Origin of the sequence: Kribbella alba (assembly GCF_039529635.1) — a bacterium.
GTDB classification, from domain to species: domain Bacteria; phylum Actinomycetota; class Actinomycetes; order Propionibacteriales; family Kribbellaceae; genus Kribbella; species Kribbella alba.
Window position 1 is genome coordinate 902,294 of the sequence record NZ_BAAANE010000004.1, and the last position, 24,727, is coordinate 927,020.

Consider the following 24,727-nt stretch of genomic DNA (forward strand, 5'->3'; position numbering starts at 1 on the left):
GTCCGAGGTCTCGGATTGGTGTCCGAGGTCTCGGATTGGTGTCCGAGGTCTCGGATTGGTGTCCGAGGTCGCGGGTTGGTGTCCGAGGTCCCGGGTTGGTGTCCGAGGTCCCGGGTTCGTGTCCGAGGTCTCGGTTGGTGTCCGAGGTCTCGGGTTGGTGTCCGAGCCCCCGCTTCCTGGCCTTGTCGGCAAACGCGCAGAACCCGGCTCACCAACCATCCGGATGGCTGCCGGGTTCACTTCCCGCAAGCTGTTGCCTCGGGCACCATAGCTCTACCCGCCGCCCGTTGCGCCCTGTACCGACCGACAGGTAGTAGTCCCGTCTACCCGCGCGATCCGCGCTCGGCTGCGGGCGCGCTAGCGACCCAGCAGGGACTACTTCCTGTCGGTTGGTACGGCTTAGAGGGAGCAGTTCACCAGGACCGGTTCGTTGATGAGGGTGATGCCGAAGGCCTGGTGGACCTGGGTGCGGACGTAGGAGGCGAGGGCGAGGAGTTCCTTGGCGGAGGCGGCGCCTCGGTTGGTGAGAGCGAGGGTGTGCTTGGAGGAGACCGCCGCGTTGCCGATCGCGAAGCCCTTCGCCACGCCGGCATGCTCGATCAGCCAGGCCGCGCTGGTCTTCACCCGGCCGTCCGGCTGCGGCCACTGCGGCGCACCCGCCGGTACGTCGGCCTGTACGTCGAGGATCGGGTTCGTGAAGAAGGATCCCGCGCTCCACGTGTCGTGGTCCGCCTCGTCCAGCACCATCCCCTTGCTCCGGCGCAACGCGAGCACGGCCTCGCGGACCTCCGTCATCGGAGCACGCGACCCTGGTTTCACGTCGAGCACCCGAGCGAGCTCGGCGTACCCGATCGGTGCGGACAGGTCGCCGAGCGGCAACTGGAAGGCAACGTCCAGTACTGCGTATCGCGCCGGGTCGGCCTTGAACCGCGAGCTGCGATAGGTGAATCCGCAGTCGGCGGCGAAGATCGTCCGGACGGCGTTCTGCCCCCGGTCCCACACCCGCACGGAGGCGATCGTCTCGGCCACCTCGTGCCCGTACGCCCCAACGTTCTGCACCGGCGTCGATCCGGCCAGTCCTGGAATGCCGGACATCGACTCGAGGCCGCTCCACTCCTCGGCGATCGCGCGCTGGACGACGGCGTCCCAGTCCTCGCCGGCGGCGACGTGGATCATCGCGCCGGAGCAGGCGTCGGCGTCGACCCGGATCCCGCGGGTGGCGATCTTGATCACCGTGCCACGGAATCCCTCGTCGCCGATCACCACGTTGCTGCCGCCGGACAGCAGCAGCACGGGTTCGGCCGCGGCGTCGGCATCACGGACAGCCTCGATCAGCTCTTGCTCGGTGGTCACCTCGATCAGGCGATCGGCCGGACCACCGATCCGCAAGGTGGTCAGCTCAGCCAGGCGAACATCTGTTCTCACGAGACGCGCACTACCGCCCTGGCCCGGCCGAGGACCTTCTCCTCGCCGGCGATCGCGGTGATGTCGATCTCGGCGAGACCATCGGCAACCTTGTCCACCTTGGCCGAGAAGGTGACGGTCGCGCCCTTGTCGTCGTCCGGAACCACCACAGGCTTGGTGAACCGCACGCCGTACTCGATCAGGTCGGACGGGTCGTCCAGCCAGTCGGTGACCACCCGGGCCGAGGAGGCCATCGTCAGCATGCCGTGCGCGATCACCCCGGGCAGGCCGAGCGCAGCCGCCATCCGGTCACTCCAGTGGATGGGGTTGAAGTCGCCACTCGCTCCGGCGTACCGGACCAGGTCGTCGCGGCGCAGCGTGACGGTCAGCGGCGGCAGTTCGGTGCCGACCTCAACGGCGCGTGCCTCTCCGCCCGGCTTCGTGCTCATCCGTCCGCCCGGTTGTGCGAGATGGTCGAGGCCGAGGTGGCGATCGGCTCGCCGTCGACGGTGGCCAGGGCGGTCTCGTACATGATCACCTCGACGTCACCGGCCTTGCGCACGGTGGTGATGGTGGCGGTCGCGGCGATGTCGTCGCCGGCCTTGATCGGGCGGGTGTAGCTGAACTTCTGCGCGCCGTGCACGATCCGGTCCAGTCGCAGACCGAGCTCCTCGTCGCCGAGCAACTGCTCCAGCGCCTTGCTACCGACCATGAACGCGAAGGTCGGCGGGGCTATCGCGTCGGCGCCGCGGTACGCCGGGTTGGGGTCGCCGATCGCGTCGGCGAACTCCCGGATCTTCTCCCGGCCAACCTGGTAGGACTCGGCGGCCGCGTAGCTCCGGCCGACCATCGTGGCGTCGATCGTCATGTCCAGTAACCCTACTGGCAGACTGTGACACCGAGTGCCGCCACCCACTCCATCTGACAGCTGGGGGATGGCGGAAGGTAGGACTGTGGTAGCAGGACGCGCGGGCGTGGCCGCTCTGGCTCAGTACGCCCCCCGGTACCGGCTGGAGATCGGTGAGCCCTCCGGCGCCGAGTGGCTGAGAGTGGACCGGATCCTCGAACCGGACGGGCCCGAGCTGACCGAACTGCTCAAACGTGACCACGATGCGAGCGGTCACGTCTCAGCCCATGCGAACGCGCTCAGCCTGATGTCGTTCTACGCCGGTCGGGCGGCCGCGACCGCACTGCTCCTCTGGGCCCTGGAAGGCCGCGTCCTCGACATCCGGCCGCACAACCTCTGGGTCCGTCCCCACGACGGCCACGGCATCGCCGCCGTCGCCATCAGATCCGCCGGCTTCCTGCCAGGCGGCCTGCAGACCCTGTACGACGTGGTGCTGGCTGAGCATCTTCTCCCGCTGTCAGCCGAGCTCCATCGCCGGACCCGCGCCGGCCTGCGCCAACTCCACGGCGGTGTCGCGGCGGGTTGCGCCATGGGCTTCTGCGCGGCCACCCGCGAGGAGGTGACCGTGCCGCCGGGCTTCCTGCTCGAGCGCTGGCAGACCTTCATCGCCAAGGCCCCGGCTGGCCTCGGCCGCCTCGGCGAGGTCACCGAGGCCGTGTCGAAGCTCGTCTACCTCCGCAACACCTGCTGCCTCTACTACACCAGCGATGCCGGGTGCGGCACCGTCTGCGGGTCCTGCTGCCTCACGCCGCGGTCAGATCGCCTGACCGCCTACGAAGCGGGCCGCCCCATCCTCACAGTCTGACGCCGTCCCACAGTCCCGCCGTCTGGGGCCGTCTCAGGCAACGGCCGCTATGCCGGTAGAGCGATCCACTTGTGCGACCAGGCCTCCACGGTCTTGACGACCTGCTCGAGGTCGCGGCCCTTCGCGGTCAGGTAGTACTCCACCTGCACCGGAGACGAAGCGATGACCCGACGCTCGACGATGTCCTCGGTCTCGAGCGTTCGCAGCCGCTCGGCAAGCATCGTGTCGCTCAGGCCCGGCACCGCGGCCTTGATCAGCGCGTACCGGTTCTGCCCCTCCATCAGCGCCACCAGGATCGCGCCGGTCCAGCGCGCACCGATCAACTCGATGGCGGCGTGGAACCGCGGGCAGATCTGATGCACATCCCGCATACCCCCCACAACGAACCTCCGGATCAGGTCGTCACCGCGGCAGTCCGCAGCGGGCTGAGCGCATCGGCGACCCGGGACAGCTCGTCGAGCATGGCCTCGGCAGCCGTGGTCATCACCTCATTGGCGATCAGGTTACCGTCGTCGCCGATGAACTGACGGACGAACGGGATGGACACCGCCTCGAAGATTGGAGTCATCTTCAGTGTGGTGACGACCTGCTTGATCTGCTGGGCGGCCCGGGTGCCGGCCGCGACTCCGCCGTAGCTGACCAGGCCGACGGGCTTGTAGTGCCACTCGGTGTGCAGGTAGTCGATAGCGTTCTTCAGTTCGGCGTTGTAGCCGTAGTTGTACTCCGGCATCACGAAGACGAACGCGTCCGCCTCGTCGACGATGCGGCTCCAGTCGCGGGTGTGCTGGTGGATGTACTGCCCCAGCCGGGGGTGGTTCGGCTCGTTCATGAACGGCAGGTTCACCGCCGCGAGGTCGACCAGTTCCACCGTGTCGAAGACGCCGTGTGCCACCGCCAGCGACTCCATCCACTGCGCGACCGGCAGGCCCACCCGTCCCGGTCGCGTGCTGGCGAGGATGATCTTCAGTACGGCCACAACTTGGTCCTTCGCGCTCGGAGGGACCGGCTTTCGACCGCGCCGGCCTGTGCTCTTCAAGCGTATCAGGAATCCTTAGTCGCTAAGTAACTCTTAGCAACCTCTCGAGCGAACATCTCGTGGCGACCAGGGTCGCCCGAGACCGAATCCGGGCATAGCGAAAGGGCCGCTTCGGTGATCCGAAGCGGCCCTCGCGGAAGACTGCTGAGGTCAGCGGGTCTCGCGGTGGTCGGTGTGGTCGTTGCAACGGGCGCAGTACTTCTTCAGCTCAAGCCGATCCGGGTCGTTGCGCCGGTTCTTCTTGGTGATGTAGTTGCGCTCTTTGCAGACGGTGCACGCCAGCGTGATCTTCGGGCGGACGTCGCTTGCCTTGGCCACTGCTGCCTCTTCTTGTCAGGAGCGCGCTATACCTTGCGCGCTCTCGGGTGGTACAGGTTCGGTGGGTAGCGGGGGCGGGAGTCGAACCCGCGACACCACGATTATGAGCCGTGTGCTCTAACCACCTGAGCTACCCCGCCAGAGAGTTCGTCACCCTGTCCGGCGGACCGGACGGGACAGCGATTCTCAGAGCCCCTTTACGGAATCGAACCGTAGACCTTCTCCTTACCATGGAGACGCTCTGCCGACTGAGCTAAAGGGGCGGGCCGAGGAGAGAGATTACACGGTCCGCCGCCTCGATGTGAAATCGAGATGGACGCTCCGTACGGGCCCCTCTTCCGACCAGAGAAGCATACCGGTTCCCAGACGCTGCACCGACCACTTTTCAGCCCAGCGATGAACTGGGTCCCGCCCGGGATCGCGATCCGCAGGGAGCCGTCCTAGCCGAGGCACAGCAGCTCCTCAAGTGAGACCCGCGCTGGGCAGAAGTCAGGCAGAAGGCCAGACGCGGCTTGGGTAGGTGGCTCGGAGCACCGGGACCACCTCTGTGACGAAGGTCTCCACCGACGCCCGGTTCTCGTCCTCAGGTAGGCCCGCCACCTCCAGCGAGACGCCGGACAGCTCGTGGCCGAAGGCCTCCTGGTAGCGGCCGAACTTGTCGATCACCTGCTCCGGCGACCCGACCAGGACCGAGCCCTGCTCCAGGAACTCCTCCAGCGTCTTGAACGGCAACTGGTTGTGTCGCGCGCCTGGCGAATCCATGAAGGCGTCGAAGATCGGCCGATATCCGTCCACGGCCTCCTGCGAGGTCTTCTTCACGTAGAGCCCGTTGAAGCCTGCTCCGACCAGCGCGTCCGCCGGGTCGTGCCCGTAGGCCTCCCAGCGCTCCCGGTAGTGCCGGATCAACCCCGCGTACTTCTCCATCGGATGGAACCCGTTCGCCGAGAACAGCGGCTCACCCCACTTTGCAGCGAGCTCGGTGGACTCGGTGGACGAGGCAGAGCCGTGCCAGATCGGGATGCCGCCATCCTGGAACGGCCTGGGCTGCGTCGTCGCAGCCACCAACTCGGGCCGATAGGTGCCGGACCAGGAAACGCATGTCTCGCGCAGTAGCCGGCGGAGCAGTTCGTACTTCTCCCTGTTCCGGTCCCACTGCCCGTCGAGGTCGTAGCCGAACAGGCCGTTCTGGTCCGGGTCGTTCCCCTTGCCGATGATGATGTCGAGCCGCCCACCCGATAGCTGGTCGAGCGTCGCGTAGTCCTCCGCCACCCGGACCGGATCCAGCAGCGACAACACAGTGACGGTCGTGAGCAACCGGATGCGACGAGTAGCCGCGGCGATGTAGGCGAGCACCACCGGCGGCGAGGAGGAGATGAACCGCTGCGCATGGCGCTCCCCCACGCCGTACGCGTCAAAGCCCAGCTCCTCCGCCCACTGCGCCTGCCGGACCACGTGCTGGAACCGCTCGTACGTCGTCAACTGCTCCCCGCTGATCGGGTCCGGCGAGTTGTCGATCAGCGTGTACGTACAGAACTTCACCGCGGCCTCTTCTCCCCGGCAGTGACGGCCAGCGCCAACCTGTTCCCCTCGACAGGCGCCGGGCAGGTGCCGTAGTCGGTGAACGCGAACGGCAGGTTGACAGTCCGGTTGAAGTCCACCGCCACACTCCGGTCGCCCTGCACCGCCCCAGTCGTCACCGTGCGCCAGGGAGCCGTCTCCACCCCGTTCGTCTCGTCATGAAACGACAACGACAGCCGTCCGTCCCCTGCCGACGTCGCCACCAGCTCGTACACCGATTCGGCCAGCGCCAGGTGAACTGTGCCCACCACAGTCACGTGCTGCCGCAGATCTGCCCGGGCAGTAGCCACCTCGACCCGTTCCGACTCAGCTAGCGGTGTGTAGTGACCAGTGACCACCCAGCGGGGGTCCACCAGATAGGCGGGCACCCCCTTGAAGCTCTGCCGGGTGGCTGCTCGGGGATCGCGCTGCCGGATCGCGTAGCGGCCGCCACGCAGTACAAGCTCAACCAGTCTGTCGCCGTAGTAGAGCCAGCCCAGTGAGCCCGCCTCTGCCACGCTGGCCGAGGCAGTGCCGTTCAGCGGGTCACCATCGAGGACCAGGCCGGCAGCGTCCACGTGCGCGAACCTGCCGTCGGTCCACCACTTGCCTGGCAGCCCTTCGATCGCGGTGGGCACCGAGGTCAGCCAGTTGAACGCGACCACCGTCAGCCACCCGTAGTCGGTGTCCAGCTCGGCCTCGCGCCGCGCGTGCCAGCTCTGCCAGTCCTGCTCGAGTTCGGTGGTGACGGTCATGACGCAAGGTCCCTTCGGGCGGTGTTCTCCCGGCGCGCGACTTCCTCGCGGACCAGCGGAATGACGTAGCGGCCGAAGTCGATCGCGTCGTCGTAGATGTCGTACCCGCGGGCGGAGAAGATCCGCACCCCGAGGTCGTAGTAGTCGAGCAACGCGGCAGCCACCGTCTCCGGAGTACCGACCAGGGCGGTCGAGTTGCCGCCACCACCGGTCAGTCCGGTCGGCGCGGTCCACAGCGCCCGGTCGTGCCGCTCGCCGGCCTCGACAGCTGCGAGCAGGCGCTGCGACCCCGCGTTCTCAGGCTGCTTGGAAGGATCCCGGAACCGGCCCTTCCCGGGACCTGCCTGAGCGGATTTGATCCGGCCGAGGATGGTTTCGGCCTTCGCCCACGCCAGCTCCTCGGTCGGCGCGAGAATCGGCCGGAAGGCGATCTGGATGGTCGGCCGGTCGGACCGTCCGACCTTGGCGGCCTCGGCGTCGATGGTGGCGAGTTGCTCCTTGGTCCCGGCCAACGGCTCGCCCCAGAGCGCGAAGATGTCCGCTTCAGCGGCACCCACGGCATACGCGGCCGCGGACGAACCACCGAAGGAGATCCGCGGCCGAGGCTGCTGCACCGGCTTGATGTCGGCGACGAACTGCTCGAACCGGTAGTGGTCCCCCGCGAAGTCGAACCGCTCGTCCGAGGTCCAGGCCTGCTTGAGGATCTGGATGAACTCCCGCGTCCGTCCGTACCGGTCGTCCTTCGGCAGGAAGTCGCCTTCCGCCGCCTGATCCGCCGTCGACCCACCCGTGATCACGTGTACTTCGAACCGCCCGCCGCTCAGGTGGTCGAGCGTTGCGAAGGTCTTCGCGGTCAAGGTGGGATAGGCGACGTTCGGGCGGTGCGCGACGACCAGGTTGATCCGGTCCGTCCGGCCCGCAACGTATGCCGCGACCTGGGCCGGGTCGGGCGATCCCGAGTGGTAGGCGAAGAGGATCCGGTCCCACCCGTTGTCCTCGTGCGCCCTGGCCAGCTTGGTGGTGTAGTCCAGATCGAGGGGCCCACCGGTTCGCGGCGTGACCTCGCTGGCCGGGTTCGTCCCGGCGATCCCGAGGAACTCAACTGGCATGGCGTTGACCTGCTTTCTGTGAATCGACACTGACTAGTTGCAGCAGCTGCCTGGCAACCGCGTCGTTCTGGCGGAAGCCCGGACCGTTGAAGTAGGGCCGGGAGAACCCGGAGGAACCGGCCGACCCGGAGACCGACGGGCCGAGCAGGAACAACGAGGGGTGGACCGAGCCGTCCGCGCGAATTGCCCGGCACTGCCCGTCCGCCTTGAGCTGGCCACCCCCGAGACTGCTGCCGTCCGAGGCCACCAGGTGATCCGCCGCGAGCAGCCCGGACTGCAGCAGGCCGCGAACCAGCGGATCCGTCGCCGCCAGCACATCCGGCCGCGGCAGCCGCGCCTCGACGAACGCCCGTGCCTCGATCTCCCCTGGCACGGCCGAGCTCCGCGCGACGAACTTTTCCTTGCCTAAGGCAACCTGTAGGTCGGGCCCGGTGAACCGGACGATCCCAGCCCTGTGCAGAGCCAGCAGCTCCTCCAACCGGCGCGGCGGCGGACCACTGGCCACGAACGAGAAGAACCCGTGCCACTCGGTCTCGACATGCCGGACCCGATCCTCGTCGGACAGCCGCCCGGCCGTGATCGCCGCCGACAGCACGCTGTAGACACTCAGCAGAGCGTTGAAGACGGCCAGATCAGCCGAGTACTGCGGGTCGTCGCGCCGCAGCAGATCCGTCTCGATCAGCTGTACCAGGGTCCGATCCAGCTCGGCGCGATCCTTGAAGGACACGCCTGCCAACGGTCGGTCCACGTCAGCCAGGACGAAGCGATCCGCCACAGCCGGAACAGCGGCTTCCACGGCGGCAATGAATTCGGGTGCCGTCGGCAACGTTCTGTCGAGCACCTCGAAGAACCGCTCCCAACTCCACCTGGTTCGTTCCGGATGAGCCTGGAACAGCTGCTGGTAGTGGGCGAACGTCAGCTCCTTGTCGACCAGCGGCCGCACCTGCGACTGGAAGTCGAGCACGCCCTCACCGAGCTGGTCGAGCGCGGCAGCCGTCAGGTAACGGGTGGGAACGGGCGTCGCCCCGGCCGCGGTGTACCCGAGCTTCGCGTGGTACGGAACACCTCGGCGCGACCCGACGTACAGGATCGGCTCGTTGCCGGAGGGGTGGTAGTTCAGCAGGCCGTCGCACTCGTCGTACCAGCCGCCGCGGGCCTCGGTGAGCAGCACCATCAGGTCGATGAAGGCCTGGCCGAAGCCTCGAACGATGACGTTCTCCCGCGGCTGGAGGTCGCTCAGGTCGATGTCGGCCGTGTACCCGGGGCCGATGTAGGTGAGCCCGTTCGCCTCGGCGGCGCCGGCCAGCTCGGCTTGCTCGGCGGTCGGCTCGCGATCGAGATACCCGAGCGCGAGAACCACCAGGTCCGCCCGCAACTCCTCCCCCGACTGCAGCACCACCCGACTCATTGCGTCCGAAGAGCCGGGGGTCCTGCCCCACGGTTCTTCGGACGCAACGGCTATGGCGCGGTCGAGGTGGGTCGTCACGGTGACATTGGCGGGCAGCGAGCGCACTACCCGGTCCCAGACCCAGGCGAGGTACTCCGCTTGCAGCAGCCGGGGCGGGAAGTCCATCGGCCCGGACGGTTCCAGCCCGGCCTCTTCCAGCCGGGTCGCGCCGACACCGGCCACCCAGGTGGCGAGATCCGGGCCGGGCACGATCGGTCCTTCACAGTCGACCGACTCGTCGGTGAAGATCGTGATGTCGGACGTCATCGAGTTCATCCAGAGCAGACGGGACTGGTCTCGTCGCCAGATCCGTCCGCCGCCGGCGGGGTACGGATCCACCACGTGGATGTCGACTGCTCGCCCGCCGAGGAGCTCGTCAGCACTCGCCGCGAACCGCTCGAGCAAGCCGACCGTGCGCGGCCCGCCGCCCACGAACACGATCGTCGCCACGTCCCCGGACACCGGCTGCTCGCCGGAATGCGCTGCGCGGGACCGGTGCGCCCGGCCCGGGATCACCCTCGTCATCCGGGTAGCCCGAGGTGGTCGCGCAGCGTCGTACCGGTGTAGGAGGAACGGAAGACACCGCGGTCGCGAAGCAGTGGGACGACCTGGTCGACGAAGGCATCGAGACCACCGGGAGTCAGGTGCGGGACCAGGACGAAGCCGTCGGCGGCGTCCTCCTGGACGTGGTGGTTCATCGCGTCCGCGACGGTCGAAGGCGAGCCGACGAAGGTCTGCCGGTTCTGCTGGTTGATGACGGTCTCGCGCAGGGACCAACCATGCGCCGCCGCTTGAGCCCGCCACTCCGCCACGATCGGCGTCGGGTCGTTGTAGCCGACGCGGCCCTGGGTGACCCCCGAGCCGACGACCGGATCCTCGGCCGGCAACGGCCCGTCGGGGTCGTACGACGACAGATCCCGGCCCCACAACAGTTCCGCGAGCACGATCGCGGTCGGCCCGGATACCTGTTGTTCGCGGATGAACCGGGCCTTCTCCGCAGCCTCCGCATCGTTGTCGGCGACAACCACTGTCACCGCCGGCATGATCTTCAGCGACTCTTCGGACCGGCCGTAGCGCGACAGCCGGGACTTGACGTCCTTGTAGAAGGTCTGGCCGGCCTCGAACGTCCCGTGCCGGCTGAAGATCACGTCCGCGCTCTGCGCCGCGAAATCCCGGCCCTGATCGCTGTCACCGGCCTGGATCACGACCGGATTGCCTTGCGGTGAACGCGGCAGGCCGAAGCGCCCGGTGATGTCGAAATGCGCGCCTTCGTCCGCGAAGACGCCGGCGCCCTCCCGAGCGAAGACCCCGGCCGCCTGGTCCAGGACGAGATCGTCCTGGCTCCAGGAGTCCCACAACTGGCGAACGATCCGGAGCGATTCCTGCGCGCGGACATAGCGGTCCGCCTTGTCGAGGTAACCACCCCGACGGAAGTTCTCGCCGGTGAACGCGTCCCAGGAGGTCACGACGTTCCAGGCCGCACGACCGCGCGACAGCTGGTCGAGCGTGGACAACCGCTTCGCCAGCTCGTACGGCTCGTTGAAGGTGGAGTTGACGGTCGCCGCGAGCCCGAGATGGGTCGTCACGGCCGCCAGCGCGCTCAGTACGGTCAACGACTCGGGCCGTCCGACCACATCCAGGTCGTGGATGCGTCCCTTCACCTCCCGAAGCCACAATCCCTCGGCCAGGAAGAAGAAGTCGAACGTGCCACGCTCGGCCGTCTCCGCCAGGTGCTTGAACGACGCGAAGTCGATCTGCGAGCCCGACTCCGGGTCCGACCAGACCGTCGTGTTGTTGACGCCCGGGAAGTGCGCTGCCAGGTGGATCTGCTTGGTCATCCTCTGCTCCCGTCGGCATACCGATTGGCGGGCCTGCGCAGACCCAGCCGGGTCCGTAGCGTCGCCGGCCGCTTCACTGTCGGACCGACGAGCCGACGCTCACGCAGCAACGGCAGCAACCGATCCGCGATCACCGGTACGTCGAGCTCGAGTGACGCCGGGCGCAGGTGGATGCCGTCGACCCCGGCGGCAGCCCACTCTCCGATCAGATCGGCGAGCCGCTCCACCCCGCCGATGTGATCCACCTGCTCGGCGCCGTCCGCACGGTCCACGGCGGAGGCTGTGTCTTCGTCCAGCAGCACACTGACCGACAGCAGGATCCGCGGCTTCGACGCCGCGGCCCGCACCACCGCCAACCGCTCGGGCAGATCCGCGAGACCGGGCAGCAACACCAGGTCTGCGTCCCGAACCGCCAGCAAAGCATCAGGAGACGACACCCGCACAACAGTCAGCGGATGCCCTTGCGGCGGCCGCGGCACGATCGACGGACCCTTGACCCGGAACGACGGGCTCTCGAAGTCGACGTAGTGGATGCGCTCGCGATCGACGAACCGGCCGGTCGCCGCGTCGCGGATGATCGCGTCGTCCTCCCACGAGTCCCAGAGGCGCTGACTGACATCCACGACGTACCGGGCCTCCCGCCAGGTATCCGCGGCCGGAGCGGGCGCTCGCCGGCCGACGAGCGCGGCGGCCTGCTCCGACGAGGAGACGTCCACGAGCCAACCGGCTCGGCCCGAGGAGATGTGATCGAGGGTCGCGACCGACGCCTGCAGGTGGAACGGCTCGGTGTGGGTCACCGTGATCGTCGGGATCAGGCCGATCCGGTCGGTCGCCGGCGCGATCCGCGCGGCCAGGCCGAGTGCGTCCAGCCTGCTGCTCACTCGCGCGGGATCATCCGCGGGCGCTTCGAGCGCGTCCGCGAAGGTGGCGAGCTCGATCCCTGCTGCCTCCGCTCGTTGGACAGCGCGGAGGGCGAGCTCCCCGGTGAGGATGGCGGCCGGATCGACCTCGGATCCTCGCCAGGCGTCCGGGTGACCGCCCGCCCCGTCGATCTCGAGTGCGGTGATCAACCGGCGACTCATGACGCCACCTGCAGCCGGACCGCGAGGTTCTTCGTGAACGGCAGGGGTCCGATCGATTCCGGATCCGCCTCGACGTCGAACTGCGGCTCGAACCCGGCCGCCAGATACAGCGCCGCCGCCTCGGGTTGGCGCGGCCCGGTGGTGAGGTAGAGCCTGCGGTAGCCGAGATCGGCCGCTACCGCTTCGAGCTCCGCCATGACCCGGCGACCGAGCCCCTGCCGCCGATGCAGGTGCGAGGTCCACATCCGCTTCACCTCGGCGGTCTGGTCGTCGTACCGGCGAATGGCGCCACCGGCAACGGTTTGTCCACCATGACGCAGGAGCACGAACGCGCCGCCCTGCTCGGTATGGAAGTCCGACGCCGGAACCTCGGTCAGCTGCGTGTTCTCGTTGGTCCGGCCATAGCGCGTGCTGTACTCGACCACCAGATCCGCGAGCAGCGGAGCCGCCTCGGGATCCTCCGGCCGCGCCCGCACCGCCTCCAACGCGGCCGGCTGGATCGGCGGGCTCTCGACCGGAGACACCCCTGCGACTGTGGAGAGGAAGGCCTCGGTCACCTCGTAGAGCGGCACCGATGCCGCCGGATCGAGCAGCAGCCCGCCCCCGTCGTACAGGCGGACGTGCGAGGACAGCACGAACCAGCCCTGGCCGATCGCGCCCGCGCCGAGGCTGGTCAGCACCGGCCGCAGCGCGTAGTCGATCACCAGCACGTGCGCGGGTGTCCCACCCGTTGCCAACGGCAACACAGCCTTGCCTCGCAACGCGTACTGCGGTAGCAGGTCCAGGAACACCTTCAGCAACCCGGAGTACGCCGCCTTGTAGACCGGGGTGGTCACCACTACGGCATCGGCGGCGGCGAGAACGTCGATCGCCGCCTGGATGACGGGGTCGTCCGCCCGGCCGCGCAGCAGTGGTTCCGCCGGTAGGTCGCGCAGCACGATCGGGGTCACCTGGTGGCCGTGGCTGATCAGTCGCTTCGTCACGTAGGACAGCACCGCGTCCGTGCGGGAGACCTCGGACGGACTGCTGGAGATAGTCGCGATAGTTGCCATTAGCCCCTTGCTCCTCTCACTTCTGCTTGTCTTTCGGCAGGCCCGGCGGATTCACCAGGGACTTCGGCACGGCCTCCGCGCTCAGTCCCCACTTCCGCAGGACCTTCGCGTAGCTGCCGTCGGCGATCGCCGCGTTGAGAGCGTCCGCCAGAGCCTTGACCAGCCCGTTGTCCTTCTTGGTGGTCACTCCGACCAGCCCCTGGACCGGGTAGCTCGACGAGACCGTGCCGACGATCTCGGTCTTGCCCGCGGTCGCCACGTGGTACGTCGCGGTCGGGTTGGGGCCGAGATACAGATCCACCCGGCCGGACTCCAGTGCGAGGTAGTAGTCGGTCGCGGACTGGTAGTACTTCGGGGTCGCGGCCGCGCGTCCGGCGGCCAGGTTCTGCTTGTTCCAGTCGAGCAGGATGGCCTCTTGCAGGGTCCCCGAGCCGACCGCGATCGTCTTGTCCGCGATGTCCGCGGGACCCTTGATGGAAAGGCCGGAGCCCTTCTTCGCCTCGAAGGCGTGCAGCCCGAGCCGATAGGTGGCGAAGTCGTACTTCTCCTTGCGGAGCTCCGAGACGCCGATGTTCGAGATGCCGACCTGGTACTTGCCGGAGTCGAGGCCGAGGAAGAGGTTCTCCCAGCTGGTGGTCTGGATCTCCGGCGTCAGCCCGAGCACGCTCGACACCAGGTAGGCGATGTCGACCTCCATCCCGATCGGTGTCTTGTTGTCGTCGGCGGTGAACGCCAGCGGCGGCAGCCCGCCACCGGCCGAACCGCTGCCGACCACGAGCTTCCCGCTGTCCCGGATCGCGGCGGGCACCTCCGCGGCGATGCTGTCCACCTCGGCCGAGGTGATGTGCTGCTGCTTGGCGGAAGTGTCGAACGAGACCGCCGAGGGGTCCCCGCTCTTCGGTGCGGGATCGGCGACCGGGTCGGCGCAGGCGGCAAGGGTGAGCAGGGCGACAGCCGCGAGGCCGGCCGTGAGCTTCAGTCTGGTCATCATCAGGTCTCCTCAGCTCGTGATCGGCAGGCCGGGCGGGTTGATCTCGGACTTCTGGACCGCCTCGTTGGCGACGTTCCAGCGCTGCAGCACCTTCGCGTAACTGCCGTCCGCGATCACCGCGTTGATCGCCGCCTGGTAGGCGTGCACCAAGCCGCTGTTCTTCTTCGTGGTCGCGGCGATCAGGCCCTGCAGGGTCGGTCCGGCGCCGGAGAACTTGCCGATCGTCTCGGTCTGGCCGCTCGTCTTGACGTGGTAGGCGATCGACGGGTTCGGGCCGAGGTACGCGTCGATCCGGCCGGAGGTCAACGCGAGATAGGTGTCCGACTGGTTGTTGAAGTACTTGATCGTGGCGGCCGGCAGACCGGCCTTGAGGTTCGCCTCGTTCCAGTCGACCAGGATCTTCTCCTGGTTGGTGCCGGAGCCGACGGCGATCGTCTTGCCCGCAACGTCCTTGCCGGACGTCACCTTCCAGCTCGAGCCCTTCTTGGCCTCGAAGGCGATGTCGTCCTTGCGGTAAGTGGCGAAGTCGTACTTCTGCTTGCGCTTCTCCGTCACCGTGATGTTGGAGAACCCGGCGTCGTACTTCGCCGAGTCGAGGCCGACGAACAGGTTCTCCCAGCTGGTCACCTGGAGCTCCGGCTTGAGCCCGAGCGCACCGGCGACCAGGTAGGCGAGGTCGACCTCGAGCCCGATCGGCGTCTTGTTGTCATCGGCAATGAACCCGAGCGGCGGGTTGCCGCTGCCGAACCCGGCGCCGACGATCAGCGTGCCGCGGTCGCGGATCTTCGCCGGCAGCAGCGCGGCGGCCGCTTCGTTCTTCGTGGTCGTGACGCGGTTCTGCTCAGGTGAGGTGTTCACGCCCAAGTCAGCGCTGGTGTTGCTGGTGGTGGGCTCGGCACCGCAGCCGGCCAGCACGAGCGGTAGCAGGGCGAGGGCGAGCAGGGCTTGGGGTTTCATTTCAGGACCTTGGAGATGAAGGCGCGAGTGCGCTCGTGAGTGGGGTTGTCCAGGACTGCCCGCGGTGGGCCGGACTCGACGATCCGGCCGGCGTCCATGAACACGACGGTGTCGGCGATCTCCCGGGCGAAGCCGATCTCGTGGGTGACGACGATCATGGTCGCGCCGTCGCGGGCGAGCTCCTTGATCACGTCGAGGACCTCGCCGACAAGCTCCGGGTCCAGCGCGCTGGTCGGCTCGTCGAACAGCAGCACCTTGGGCCGCAGGGCGAGCGCCCGGGCGATCGCGACCCGCTGCTGCTGACCGCCGGAGAGCTGCCGGGGGTAGACGTCCGCCTTGTCGCCGACGCCGACCCGCTCCAGCAAGTCCCGGGCGAACGGCTCGACCTCGCGGCGCTTGCGGCGTTGCGCCGCCACCGGCGCCTCGACGACGTTCTGCAGTGCGGTCAGGTGCCCGAACAGGTTGAAGTTCTGGAAGACGAACCCGACCTGCGACCGCTGGTGCAGGATCTCCCGCTCGCGCAGCTCGTAGAGCTTGTCGCCGCGCTGCCGGTAGCCGACCAGCACGCCGTCGATCCGGATCAGGCCGCGGTCCACCTTCTCCAGATGGTTGATCGACCGCAGCAAGGTCGATTTGCCGGATCCGGAGGGGCCGAGGATCACCGTCACCGTGCCGGTGCGGACCTCCAGGTCGACGCCCTTGAGGACCTCGAGATCCCCGAAGCTCTTGTGCACGTTGCGGAGATCCACCATCACCGCGCTCATGAGGCCGCCGCCGCTCGGGCCTTCAACCCGTGCCAACTCCGGCGTACGCGTTGGATGGGTGTCGGCGGCAGCTCTCGGGCGGTCCCGCGGGCGAAGTGCCGCTCGACGTAGAACTGGGCGATCGACAGCAACGTGGTCAGGACGATGTACCAGACGGTTGCCACCATCAGCAGCGGTACGACGCGGCTGTTGCGGCCGTAGATCACCTGGACCTGGTAGAAGAGCTCCGGGATCGCCATCACCGAGACGATCGAGGTGCCCTTGAACAGGCTGATGACCTCGTTCGCGCCGTTCGGCAGGATGGAGCGCATCGCCTGCGGCAGCACGATCCGGAGGAACTGCCTCAGTCGAGGGATGCCCAGCGCGGCCGCGGCTTCGAGTTGCCCCTGGTCCACGGAGATGATGCCGCCGCGGATGATCTCAGCGGCGTACGCGGCCTGGTGCAGCGCCAGCCCCAGCACCGCGGCACCGAGCGGGCCGAACAGGTTGTTCGTACTGAAGTGCACGAATTCCGGACCGAACGGGATGCCGAGGCTCAGTTCCTGGTAGAGGTAGGCGAGGTTGAACCAGAACAACAGCTGCACGATCAAGGGGATCGAGCGGAACGCCCAGATGTAGCCCCAGGCAACGACTTGCAGGAACGGGCTCCTGGACAGGCGCATCGAGGCGATCACGCCACCCAGTGCGAAGCCCAGCACGGTGCCGTAGACGGTCAACTGGATCGTCACCCACAGTGCCGAGAAGATCGTCCGGGTGGTGAAGAACTGGAAGAAGGTCCTCCATTCCCAGCCGGGGTTGGTGGTCAGGCCGTGGACGAACATCGCCAGCAGCACCAGGACGGCCGCGACGCCCACCCAGCGCCAGGGGTGGCGGCGGCCGACCACGATCAGGTCGGCGTCAGGTACGAGGTCAGGTGGATCAGCGGCGGTCGGTGCCGAGGTCAGCGAAGCGGTCACAGTCGTCTCCTGGCGGATGGCAGGCTGAACAGGCGCGGGCTCGCGGGAATCGACCTGCGGGCACGGCGCGGCGGACCCCCGCTCAGGGGGTCGTCAGGACAGGGATGGGCTCAGGCAGCTAGAGCAGACACAGTGCGCTGGAGACGCGCACCAGATCGATGTGGAGACGGTAGAAGGCGAGCTCGCGCAGAGCCGGTTCCGTCATCGCCGTCTCCCTTCCTCGCGTGGCCCCTCGATCGGCCCGGTCAACCCAGTATGGGCATGGCCGTGGATCGGGCCGGTGAATCCAGTATGGGAGGACATTGAAAGATCAGTAAGTTGGTCGACAAACCTCTCATTATGTGGACGCCTTATAACCACTTCGAGGGTCTTCAATCAGGCGTGACACGGGTGATCCCGGTCACACCCGAAGTGAACGATCTCGCTGGCGCCTGTACGCCTGAACAGCCACGGGGCGATTCCGCTCATTCACCGGGAGTAGCGGTTTTCGGTGACGGGATCGCAATCGGCATTTGAGGCCGCCGTGATCTCGTCGTTATGGTCAGTGGCGCCGCTGGGGATGACCCCGGCGGCCACTCGACTCCGGAAGGCTCACGTGTCCCCTCACCATGACGTGTCGGAAGCAGGACGTGCGACACCCCGCCGTACGCCCGGCACGCGTCGGGTGGCCAAGCACCGCCTCACCCGCCGTACCGGCATTCGTGGCGTCCAGCTCGTCGGACTGACCGCGGCACTCGCGGCAGCCGCCGGCACCAGCGCCTTCAGCTTCACCTCGACCTCACCGGTCGTTGCCGGCACCAGCATCAACCCGACCATCGAGGCGATGAACACCGCCCGGGTCGAGCGCCGGCAGCTCGCCTCGCGTGACGCGGCCCGCTACGACCTGTCCCTCGCAACCACCCAGAAGAACCAGGCAGCCGAGCAGGCCAGGATCCGCGCGGCCAAGCTCGCCGCCAACGCGACCCTGACCGCGCGCCGGGCTGCCACGCTGCAGGCGGCCAAGCAGGCCGCCGCCGCGAAGGCTGCGGCCGACGCGGCGAAGGCTGCTGCCGCCGCCAAGGCCGCCGCTGCTGCCAAGGCTGCGGCGTCCGCGAAGGCCGCCGCGATCGCCAAGGCAGCCGCACTCGCCCCGAAGGTGGTCCTTCCGACGACCGGCTACCACCTGACCGCCCGCTTCGGGCAAGGCGGCGGACGCTGGGCGCACAACCACACCGGCCTCGACTTCGCTGCCCCGATCGGTACGCCGGTCCGCTCGGTGATGGCGGGCGTGGTGACCCAGGCTGCGTTCGCCGGTGCGTACGGACGGCAGGTGAAGGTCCGCCACGCCGACGGCACGGTGACCTCGTACAGCCACATGTCCGCATTCACGGTCTCCGTCGGGGCGAAGGTCTCCGCGGGAGAGCAGGTCGGCGCGATCGGCGTCACAGGAAACACCACCGGCCCGCACCTGCACTTCGAGGTCCTCCCCGGCGGCGGCACCGCGATCGACCCGGAGCCCTGGCTCCGCCAGCACGGCGTCAACCCGTAACACTCCGCATCGGCAGCCTTGGCGTCAGCTCGGCCGCCCGTGTGCCAGACGCTCGCCAACGAGCTGTGGCACTTCGAGCCGGCGACCGGTACCGGTAGCGGCCCGGTTTCCGCGTGGTGCGAGACGGTTCAGCGTGGTTCGGTCGGTGGGTCGTTGGTGATCGCCAGCGGGCGTTGGGCCCAGGCGACGTCGTGCCAGCTGTCGAATTTCCAGCCGATCTTGCGGTAGGTACCGATCGGCTCGAACCCGAGCGCCTGATGCAGCCCGACGCTCGCGTCGTTCGGCAGCGTCATCCCCGCGATCGCCGTGCGATACCCCCGCTCGGTCAGCCGCTCGAACAACGCTTCGTACAACGCTCTGCCGCCGCCGGTGCGTCGCCTGCCGAGCTCCATGTAGATGCTGACCTCACAGGACCACCGGTACGCCGCGCGCGTTTTCATGGGCCCGCCATAGGCATAGCCGACGACGCGTCCTTCGTCCTCGAGCACGAGCCAGGCATGCGTCTGAACAGCCTTGGTGATCCGATCAACCATCTCGGCCGGGGTGGGCGGTTCGAGCTCGAAGCTGATCGCGGTCTGCTTCACGTAGGGCGCGTAGATCGCCGCACACGCCTCGGCATCAAACTCCGACGCATCGCGAATCACTGTCTCGTCACCTTTGGGCATGTCTACGATAGTAGCCAGGTTCGCCCCTATAGTGGCAAGCATGTTGGAAGATCCGTTGTCCGCCTCGCTCGCGTCGACCCTCCACTCCGCCCGGGTCGGCCGCGACCTCTCGGTGAACGCGCTGGCCGAGCGGTCCGGGGTCTCCCGCGCCATGATCGGCAAGATCGAACGCGGCGAGGCCCAGCCGACCGCAGTACTGCTCGGTCGACTGTCCGGAGCGCTCGGGATGACGCTGTCCGAGCTGGTGGCGCGGGCCGAAGGCGCCGGCGACCTCCTCCGGCGGGCCGCGGACCAGCCGGCCTGGACGGATCCCGCGACCGGCTATCGGCGGCGCGCCATCTCACCCGCCACCGAAGGACCCCTCGAGCTGGTCGAGGTCGAACTGCCGCCCGGCGCCTCGGTCTCCTATCCCGCCGACGCCTACATCTTCAAGTACCAGCAGATCTGGGTGCTCGAGGGCGACCTGCATTTCCGCGAAGGCGACGTACTCCACCAACTCGCCACCGGCGACTGCCTCCAGCTCGGCCCACCGGCCCCCTGCACCTTCATCAACCCGACAACTACCGCATGCCGCTACCTCGTAGCGCTGGTCAAGGGCCGCCGTCCCTGACCGGCCGCTCAGACCAGTTCGCGAACCCACTCGGCGACAGCGCGTGCGGTCTCGGCCGGAGTGCGATCCGTCGGGATGACGGTCGGGATGTTCTTCCTCAGGTACGCGCCGAAGGCGATCTGTGCCTCGACCTCCCGCGCGCGCCACGGCGGTCGGGCCTCCAGCCGCGTCCGGCGTTCCTGATCCGGGCAGTCCAAGACCGCGAAATGAATGTCACCGATCCAGTTGCGAGCCGGAAGGTCGGCCAATTGCTCCGGCATGAAGGGGCACAGCAGGACAGTCGGCCGACCACTCTGCGCGACACCGTGCGCGATGCTGAGCCAGCTGTCACGGAACGCGGGCCAATCGACCGGATCCGGCGCGCAGGCCGCGCCGAAGGAATCGAGCAACCAATCCACATCGAAGACCACGCAGTCCTCGAGGGCAGCGACGAGGTGCGGAAAGACGGTCGTCTTGCCGGACCCGGAGGCGCCCGTGACGACGACGAGCGGAAGCCTCCGGGCCGGCTCTGAGGATCGACAGACAGGGCAGACCGCACCGTCCACTTCCGGTTGCATCAAGACCGCGGATTCGCAGTTCTGGCAGTAGTGCATAGCTAAGAGGACACGGCGGAGAGGCCGCCCGTCGACCGGTTTTCTGCGACAGCCTGGGGTGAGTCGTGGTTGGGTGGCCGGGTGAGCGTATCTCCGCTGATCTGGATCCTGACGGTGGTGGCGATCCTTGCCCTGCTTGTCTTCGACTACGTGTTCCACGTCCGCGGGGCACACGTGCCGACGATCCGGGAGGCCGCGATCTGGTCCGCCCTGTACGTCGGGATAGCCCTCGCGTTCGGAGTCGGCACCCTCGTCCTCGGTGGCACCGCGATGGGCCAGGAGTACTTCGCGGGGTACATCACCGAGAAGGCGCTGTCGGTCGACAACCTGTTCGTGTTCCTGATCATCATGACCAGCTTCCGGGTGCCCCGGGAGAACCAGCAGAAGGTGCTGCTGGTCGGCATCGCCATCTCGCTGCTCGCCCGGACCGGGTTCATCCTGCTCGGCTCGGCCCTGATCAACACGTTCGCCTGGGTGTTCTACCTGTTCGGGCTGGCCCTGCTGATCACGGCCGGGAACATGTTCCGGCCGCAGACCGAGGAGTCGCACTCGGCCCAGAACATCATGGTGCGGCTCAGCCGGAAGCTGTTCCGGACCACCGAGCGCTATCAGGGTGACAAGCTGTTCACGGTGCAGAACGGCCGGCGGGTGATGACCCCGATGGTGCTGGTGATGGTGGCGATCGGGGGCACCGATCTGCTGTTCGCGCTGGATTCCATCCCGGCGATCTTCGGGCTCACCCAGAACGTCTTCGTCGTGTTCACCGCGACCGCGTTCAGCCTGCTCGGCCTACGCCAGCTGTACTTCCTCCTCGACGGGTTGCTCGATCGGCTGATCTACCTGTCCTACGGCCTGGCCGCCGTCCTGATCTTCATCGGCGCCAAACTGATCCTGCACGCCCTCCACCAGAACAACCTGCCGTTCGTGAACGGCGGCGAGCCGGTCGAGGTGGTGGAGATCGGCACTGGTACGTCGCTGCTGGTGATCCTGGTGGTCCTGGTGATCACCATCTTCGGGTCGTTGTTCAGCACCAGGGGCCGGACGCAGACCGCGATGGCGAACGTACGGCGCGACGCGGCCGCCTACCTCGACGCCGAGTACACCGTCGATCCGGTCGAACGGGAGCGGATCTACCTGCGATTGATCGAGGCGCGCGACCACATCATCGCGCTGGGTCCGAAGGCCAAGCAGATCGTCAGGAACGAGCCGGAGCTCCTCGACCTCTGTCGCCGGGCCTCCGACAGCCATGCCGCCGCGCACCCCGCTCACTCCTCACCCCTTGACCGCTCCTGAGGCCAGGCCGGTGACGTAGAAGCGCTGCAGCCCGACGTACAGCACGACGCAGGGGATCATCGCGATCACCGAGCCGGCCACCAGTGAGCCGAAGTTGACCTCGCCGTACGCGCCGGCCTGAACGTTCACCAGCGCGACCGGCAGCGTGTAGAGCTCATCCTTGGTCAGGAAGGTGAGGGCGCCGAGAAACTCGGTCCAGGCCGCCAGGAACGCGTAGAGCGCCACTGTCGCGGCGCCCGGCGTCACCAGCGGACGCAGTACCGAAGCGATCATCCGCAAGGTGCCGCAACCGTCCACGTGCGCGGAGTCCTCCAGCTCCACCGGCACCGTGGCGAACGAGTTCCGCATCACGAACACTCCGAACGGCAGATTGACCGTGGTGTAGAACAGCACCAGACCGAACAGGCTGTCGGTCAGCCGCATCACGTTCAGCTGCAGGTAGAGCGGTGTCAGGATCGCCTGGAACGGGATCATCATCGACACCACCACCAGCGCGAAGAGCAACGGGCCGGTCCGGAACCGGAACCTGGCGAACCCGTAGCCCGCCAAGGTCGCCAGTACCGCGGTCAGCGCCGCGGTGCTCAGGGCAACGACCAGGCTGTTGCCCACGGCCCGGACAAGGTTGCCCGGTCCCTCGATCAGAGTGCGGAAGTTGTCCCAGGTCAGGTGGAAGAAGGTGGCCCGGTCCGGCGCCGCGACGATCACGTCGTTCGGCTGGACCGACCGGAACAAGGCCCACAGCAGCGGTACGGCGAAGACCAGGAAGGCGCCGCCGCCACCGATCACGTAGAGCACGTTCTTCAGTCTCATCGTCAGTCCCTCTCCCGGAGCAACCAGAACTGTGCCGCTGTGACGAGTCCGACCACGACGACGAGCACGATCGACAAGGCGGTCGCGGCGCCGAGCTGGAGCTGGACGAAGGCGCGGTTGTAGATGTACTGGACGACCGTGGTGGTGTCCGTGCCCGGCCCCCCGCGGGTCAGGATGTAGAACTGCGTGAACGCGAGCAGCGATCCGACCACGGAGATGATCACGGCCATCGCGATCGTCCGGCGCAACACCGGGATGGTGATCTCGCGCTCCTGCTGCCACCAGGTCGCGCCGTCCAGCTCGGACGACTCGTAGAACTCGCGCGGGATCGCCTGCATCCCCGCCATCAGCAGCATCATGGTCAGCCCCGAGACACACCAGACCACCAGGACGCAGATCAACCCAGTGGCCAGCGGCCCGTCGACCAGCCAGGCCGTCGTACCGTCGGTGATGCCGAGCGTGCGGAGGATGATGTTCACCGCGCCGCTGTCCGGCTGCGCCTCGAGCACGGTGACGAAGCTCAGCGTCGACAGGCCGACCACGAACGGCAGGAAGAACACCGTGCGCAGCAACGTGCTGCCGCGCCGCTTGCGCCGGACCAGAACGGCGAGCGCATAGCCGAGCACCAGGATCGGCCCGGTCACGATGACCGTGTAGAGCAGCGTGTACAGCACCGACTTGGCGAACGCGGCGTCGGAGATGATCGCGGTGTAGTTGTCCACGCCGCTGAACTTGACGTCGCCGATCAGCGGCCAGTTCGTGAACGAGATGACCACCGCGAACGCCAGTGGCACCAGTACGAAGACCGCGACGAACAGCACCGCGGGCGTGACCAGCAACAGGCCGGTCCTGGGCGGATGGGTCAGCGACGCGCGCCGCCGGGCCGTTGCCCGCGCTGCGTTCGTCCGTACTGCGCGCCGGGAGGCGGTGGCGGTACTCATGCCTGCCCCTGCGCCAGGATGCGATCGAACGAGTCCTGTGCCTCTTTCATGGCGGCCTCCAGTTCACCGTCGAACACGGCCCGCCGGAACATCTGCAGCCACGGTCCGTCCGGCTGGTTGTAGAGCAGGTTGTACGAGAGTGTGGTCGGCGCGTAGCCCTCCTGGATGCGTTCCAGCGGCAGGGTCGCGAGCGGGAACTTCTTGCCGAAGTCCGCCGTCGCCGCATCCGACCGGACCGGCGTGTAACCACCGGCCGGCAGGTCGATCTGCTGCGGTAGGTCGAGCGCGAAGCGGACGAACTCCCAAGCACCGGAGGCATTCTGTGCACCGCGCGGGATGCACATGTTGTCGCCGCCGTCGAAGAACGCCGAGCCGCCGTCGGGCCCGGACAGCAAGCGCGGAGTCACCTGCTGGTGGAACTTGTCGTCGGAGGCCGACACGACCACGCTGTAGTTGGACGGGAAGATCCCGACCTTGCCGGCCCGGAAGTCGCTCCCCCATCGAGAGGCGTCGTCCGAGAAGTTTGCCCGCGGCACCAATCCGTCGACCCAGAGCTGCCGGTGCAGCTCCAGCATCCGCCGGACCACGTCGTTGCCCACGATGTCGCCTGACTGTTGCCCGATCTCGCCTTTGATCAGGTCTCTGTCGGCGGCCCAGATCATCGGCTGGACGACGAACCCGAGCGCGCCCGGGCTGTTCGCCGGGAAGCTCCACGCATAGATGTCGTCGCCCAGCTTGCGGAGCCGCTTCGCTGCCTCCAGGAGCGCGTCGAACGAGCCGACTGCCTGGTCCGGATCCACGTCAGCCTTCTGGCACAGGTCGGTGTTGAACCAGAACATCGAGTTGTCCGCCAGGTAGGGCACGCCGAAGACCCGGCCGGCCTTCGTGGCCAGGCGCAGGTGCCCGGGGCTGAGCTTGTCCCGGAAGTCCAGCGTCTGCAGGGGATCCGTGAGGTCGGTGAACGCGTCGCGGTAGATGAACAGCATCGAGTTGATGTCGTCGATGTCCACCAGGTCCGGCACGCTCCGGCCGCGGATCGCCGTCGCCAGCTTCGTCACGTACTGCGCGTCCAGGACCGGGGTGAGCTCCACCTTCAGCCGATCCTGGGACGCGTTGAACTTCTTCACCAGCTCGGTCAGACCGCTCTGCGTTGCCGCCCGGCACCAGACCCGGACGGTCCCGGTGGCGCTCGCACCGAAGCCCGCCGCTCGGACATCCGGTTCGGGCAACACCGAACTGCAGCCGGGAGCCAGCGTCGCCGCCGCGACCGTGCCTGCCGCACCGAGGAACTTCCGCCGGGTCAGCATGA

Annotated in this window: 27 protein-coding genes and 2 tRNA genes; 4 read left to right on the forward strand and 25 right to left on the reverse strand. The window is 67.7% G+C overall.

From position 1 onward, the window contains the following. Positions 1-399: 399 nt before the first annotated feature. The 3 genes from ABD210_RS11100 to ABD210_RS11110 are packed head-to-tail and all read right to left on the reverse strand — an operon-like array spanning position 400 to position 2,272. A complete protein-coding gene (locus ABD210_RS11100; RefSeq protein WP_344110980.1) occupies positions 400-1,425 on the reverse strand; it encodes a UDP-N-acetylmuramate dehydrogenase in 1,026 nt (341 codons plus the stop codon). Continuing rightward, positions 1,422-1,853, reverse strand: coding sequence for a MaoC family dehydratase (locus ABD210_RS11105; protein ID WP_344110981.1), 432 nt, complete (start codon positions 1,851-1,853; stop codon positions 1,422-1,424). The genes ABD210_RS11100 and ABD210_RS11105 overlap by 4 nt, the downstream gene beginning before the upstream one ends. Beyond that, entirely contained in the window at positions 1,850-2,272 is a 423-nt protein-coding gene (locus ABD210_RS11110) for an FAS1-like dehydratase domain-containing protein (protein WP_344110982.1), read from the reverse strand. Before ABD210_RS11110 ends, ABD210_RS11105 begins: the two co-directional genes overlap by 4 nt. An 85-nt stretch (positions 2,273-2,357) precedes the next feature. Between ABD210_RS11110 and ABD210_RS11115 the strand changes: the two genes are divergently transcribed. Then, positions 2,358-3,116, forward strand: coding sequence for a hypothetical protein (locus tag ABD210_RS11115; protein ID WP_344110983.1), 759 nt, complete (start codon positions 2,358-2,360; stop codon positions 3,114-3,116). 47 nt (positions 3,117-3,163) lie between these two features. On the opposite strand, the gene ABD210_RS11120 is transcribed toward ABD210_RS11115, so the two are convergent. The 17 genes from ABD210_RS11120 to ABD210_RS32435 all read right to left on the reverse strand — a co-directional run bounded on the left by ABD210_RS11120 (position 3,164) and on the right by ABD210_RS32435 (position 17,183). Continuing rightward, positions 3,164-3,487: a winged helix-turn-helix transcriptional regulator gene (locus tag ABD210_RS11120; protein ID WP_344110985.1), complete on the reverse strand. Its 324-nt coding sequence runs from the start codon at positions 3,485-3,487 to the stop codon at positions 3,164-3,166. A 23-nt stretch (positions 3,488-3,510) separates the two neighbouring features. Next, entirely contained in the window at positions 3,511-4,092 is a 582-nt protein-coding gene (locus ABD210_RS11125; RefSeq protein WP_344110986.1) for an NADPH-dependent FMN reductase, read from the reverse strand. Positions 4,093-4,302: 210 nt separating this feature from the next. Continuing rightward, entirely contained in the window at positions 4,303-4,470 is a 168-nt protein-coding gene (rpmG, locus tag ABD210_RS11130) for a 50S ribosomal protein L33 (RefSeq protein WP_020388160.1), read from the reverse strand. Between the two features lie 66 nt (positions 4,471-4,536). After that, a tRNA-Met gene (locus tag ABD210_RS11135) sits at positions 4,537-4,610 on the reverse strand. 50 nt (positions 4,611-4,660) lie between these two features. Next, positions 4,661-4,733, reverse strand: a tRNA-Thr gene (locus ABD210_RS11140). A 226-nt stretch (positions 4,734-4,959) separates the two neighbouring features. Next, complete coding sequence (locus tag ABD210_RS11145) at positions 4,960-6,009, reverse strand: LLM class flavin-dependent oxidoreductase (RefSeq protein WP_344110987.1); 1,050 nt, start codon at positions 6,007-6,009, stop codon at positions 4,960-4,962. Further along, entirely contained in the window at positions 6,006-6,782 is a 777-nt protein-coding gene (locus tag ABD210_RS11150; RefSeq protein ID WP_344110989.1) for a DUF1684 domain-containing protein, read from the reverse strand. The genes ABD210_RS11145 and ABD210_RS11150 overlap by 4 nt, the downstream gene beginning before the upstream one ends. After that, positions 6,779-7,891 (reverse strand): LLM class flavin-dependent oxidoreductase, encoded by a 1,113-nt coding sequence (locus ABD210_RS11155; RefSeq protein WP_344110991.1) that lies wholly within the window; start codon positions 7,889-7,891, stop codon positions 6,779-6,781. The genes ABD210_RS11150 and ABD210_RS11155 overlap by 4 nt, the downstream gene beginning before the upstream one ends. Further along, positions 7,881-9,863, reverse strand: coding sequence for an FAD/NAD(P)-binding protein (locus ABD210_RS11160; RefSeq protein ID WP_344110993.1), 1,983 nt, complete (start codon positions 9,861-9,863; stop codon positions 7,881-7,883). The genes ABD210_RS11155 and ABD210_RS11160 overlap by 11 nt, the downstream gene beginning before the upstream one ends. After that, positions 9,860-11,176, reverse strand: coding sequence for an NtaA/DmoA family FMN-dependent monooxygenase (locus ABD210_RS11165; protein WP_344110994.1), 1,317 nt, complete (start codon positions 11,174-11,176; stop codon positions 9,860-9,862). Before ABD210_RS11165 ends, ABD210_RS11160 begins: the two co-directional genes overlap by 4 nt. Beyond that, complete coding sequence (locus tag ABD210_RS11170) at positions 11,173-12,258, reverse strand: LLM class flavin-dependent oxidoreductase (RefSeq protein ID WP_344110995.1); 1,086 nt, start codon at positions 12,256-12,258, stop codon at positions 11,173-11,175. The genes ABD210_RS11165 and ABD210_RS11170 overlap by 4 nt, the downstream gene beginning before the upstream one ends. Then, complete coding sequence (gene ssuE, locus ABD210_RS11175; RefSeq protein WP_344110996.1) at positions 12,255-13,310, reverse strand: NADPH-dependent FMN reductase; 1,056 nt, start codon at positions 13,308-13,310, stop codon at positions 12,255-12,257. Before ssuE ends, ABD210_RS11170 begins: the two co-directional genes overlap by 4 nt. A gap of 16 nt (positions 13,311-13,326) precedes the next feature. Next, on the reverse strand, positions 13,327-14,301 hold the full coding sequence (locus tag ABD210_RS11180) for an ABC transporter substrate-binding protein (protein ID WP_344110997.1): 975 nt from the start codon (positions 14,299-14,301) through the stop codon (positions 13,327-13,329). Between the two features lie 9 nt (positions 14,302-14,310). Beyond that, complete coding sequence (locus ABD210_RS11185) at positions 14,311-15,258, reverse strand: ABC transporter substrate-binding protein (RefSeq protein ID WP_344110998.1); 948 nt, start codon at positions 15,256-15,258, stop codon at positions 14,311-14,313. Then, positions 15,255-16,022, reverse strand: a complete 768-nt coding sequence (locus ABD210_RS11190; protein ID WP_344110999.1) for an amino acid ABC transporter ATP-binding protein — start codon at positions 16,020-16,022, stop codon at positions 15,255-15,257. The genes ABD210_RS11185 and ABD210_RS11190 overlap by 4 nt, the downstream gene beginning before the upstream one ends. Then, a complete protein-coding gene (locus ABD210_RS11195) occupies positions 16,019-16,978 on the reverse strand; it encodes an amino acid ABC transporter permease (RefSeq protein WP_344111000.1) in 960 nt (319 codons plus the stop codon). Before ABD210_RS11195 ends, ABD210_RS11190 begins: the two co-directional genes overlap by 4 nt. A gap of 118 nt (positions 16,979-17,096) precedes the next feature. After that, positions 17,097-17,183, reverse strand: coding sequence for a putative leader peptide (locus ABD210_RS32435; RefSeq protein WP_425552669.1), 87 nt, complete (start codon positions 17,181-17,183; stop codon positions 17,097-17,099). Positions 17,184-17,573: 390 nt separating this feature from the next. Here ABD210_RS32435 and ABD210_RS11200 point away from each other — a divergent pair, with 390 nt between their 5' ends. After that, entirely contained in the window at positions 17,574-18,506 is a 933-nt protein-coding gene (locus ABD210_RS11200) for a M23 family metallopeptidase (protein WP_344111002.1), read from the forward strand. Between the two features lie 128 nt (positions 18,507-18,634). On the opposite strand, the gene ABD210_RS11205 is transcribed toward ABD210_RS11200, so the two are convergent. Continuing rightward, positions 18,635-19,171 (reverse strand): arsinothricin resistance N-acetyltransferase ArsN1 family B, encoded by a 537-nt coding sequence (locus ABD210_RS11205; RefSeq protein WP_344111003.1) that lies wholly within the window; start codon positions 19,169-19,171, stop codon positions 18,635-18,637. 40 nt (positions 19,172-19,211) lie between these two features. Here ABD210_RS11205 and ABD210_RS11210 point away from each other — a divergent pair, with 40 nt between their 5' ends. After that, positions 19,212-19,781, forward strand: a complete 570-nt coding sequence (locus ABD210_RS11210) for a helix-turn-helix domain-containing protein (RefSeq protein ID WP_344111004.1) — start codon at positions 19,212-19,214, stop codon at positions 19,779-19,781. Positions 19,782-19,789: 8 nt separating this feature from the next. Here the strand turns inward: ABD210_RS11210 and ABD210_RS11215 are convergent, their stop codons facing one another. After that, the gene (locus tag ABD210_RS11215) at positions 19,790-20,338 is read right to left on the reverse strand and encodes a P-loop nucleotide/nucleoside kinase family protein (protein ID WP_344111005.1); all 549 of its coding nucleotides are present in this window, start codon (positions 20,336-20,338) and stop codon (positions 19,790-19,792) included. 117 nt (positions 20,339-20,455) lie between these two features. On the opposite strand from ABD210_RS11215, the gene ABD210_RS11220 reads away from it, so the two are divergent. Continuing rightward, positions 20,456-21,667 carry a TerC family protein gene (locus tag ABD210_RS11220; RefSeq protein WP_344111006.1) on the forward strand — a complete coding sequence of 404 codons (1,212 nt, stop codon included), beginning with the start codon at positions 20,456-20,458 and terminating at the stop codon, positions 21,665-21,667. Here the strand turns inward: ABD210_RS11220 and ABD210_RS11225 are convergent. The 3 genes from ABD210_RS11225 to ABD210_RS11235 are packed head-to-tail and all read right to left on the reverse strand — an operon-like array spanning position 21,647 to position 24,725. Further along, positions 21,647-22,477, reverse strand: a complete 831-nt coding sequence (locus ABD210_RS11225) for a carbohydrate ABC transporter permease (RefSeq protein ID WP_344111008.1) — start codon at positions 22,475-22,477, stop codon at positions 21,647-21,649. The genes ABD210_RS11220 and ABD210_RS11225 overlap by 21 nt on opposite strands. A gap of 2 nt (positions 22,478-22,479) precedes the next feature. After that, positions 22,480-23,418 (reverse strand): carbohydrate ABC transporter permease, encoded by a 939-nt coding sequence (locus ABD210_RS11230; protein WP_344111009.1) that lies wholly within the window; start codon positions 23,416-23,418, stop codon positions 22,480-22,482. Beyond that, positions 23,415-24,725, reverse strand: a complete 1,311-nt coding sequence (locus ABD210_RS11235; protein WP_344111010.1) for an extracellular solute-binding protein — start codon at positions 24,723-24,725, stop codon at positions 23,415-23,417. Before ABD210_RS11235 ends, ABD210_RS11230 begins: the two co-directional genes overlap by 4 nt. Positions 24,726-24,727 lie beyond the last annotated feature (2 nt).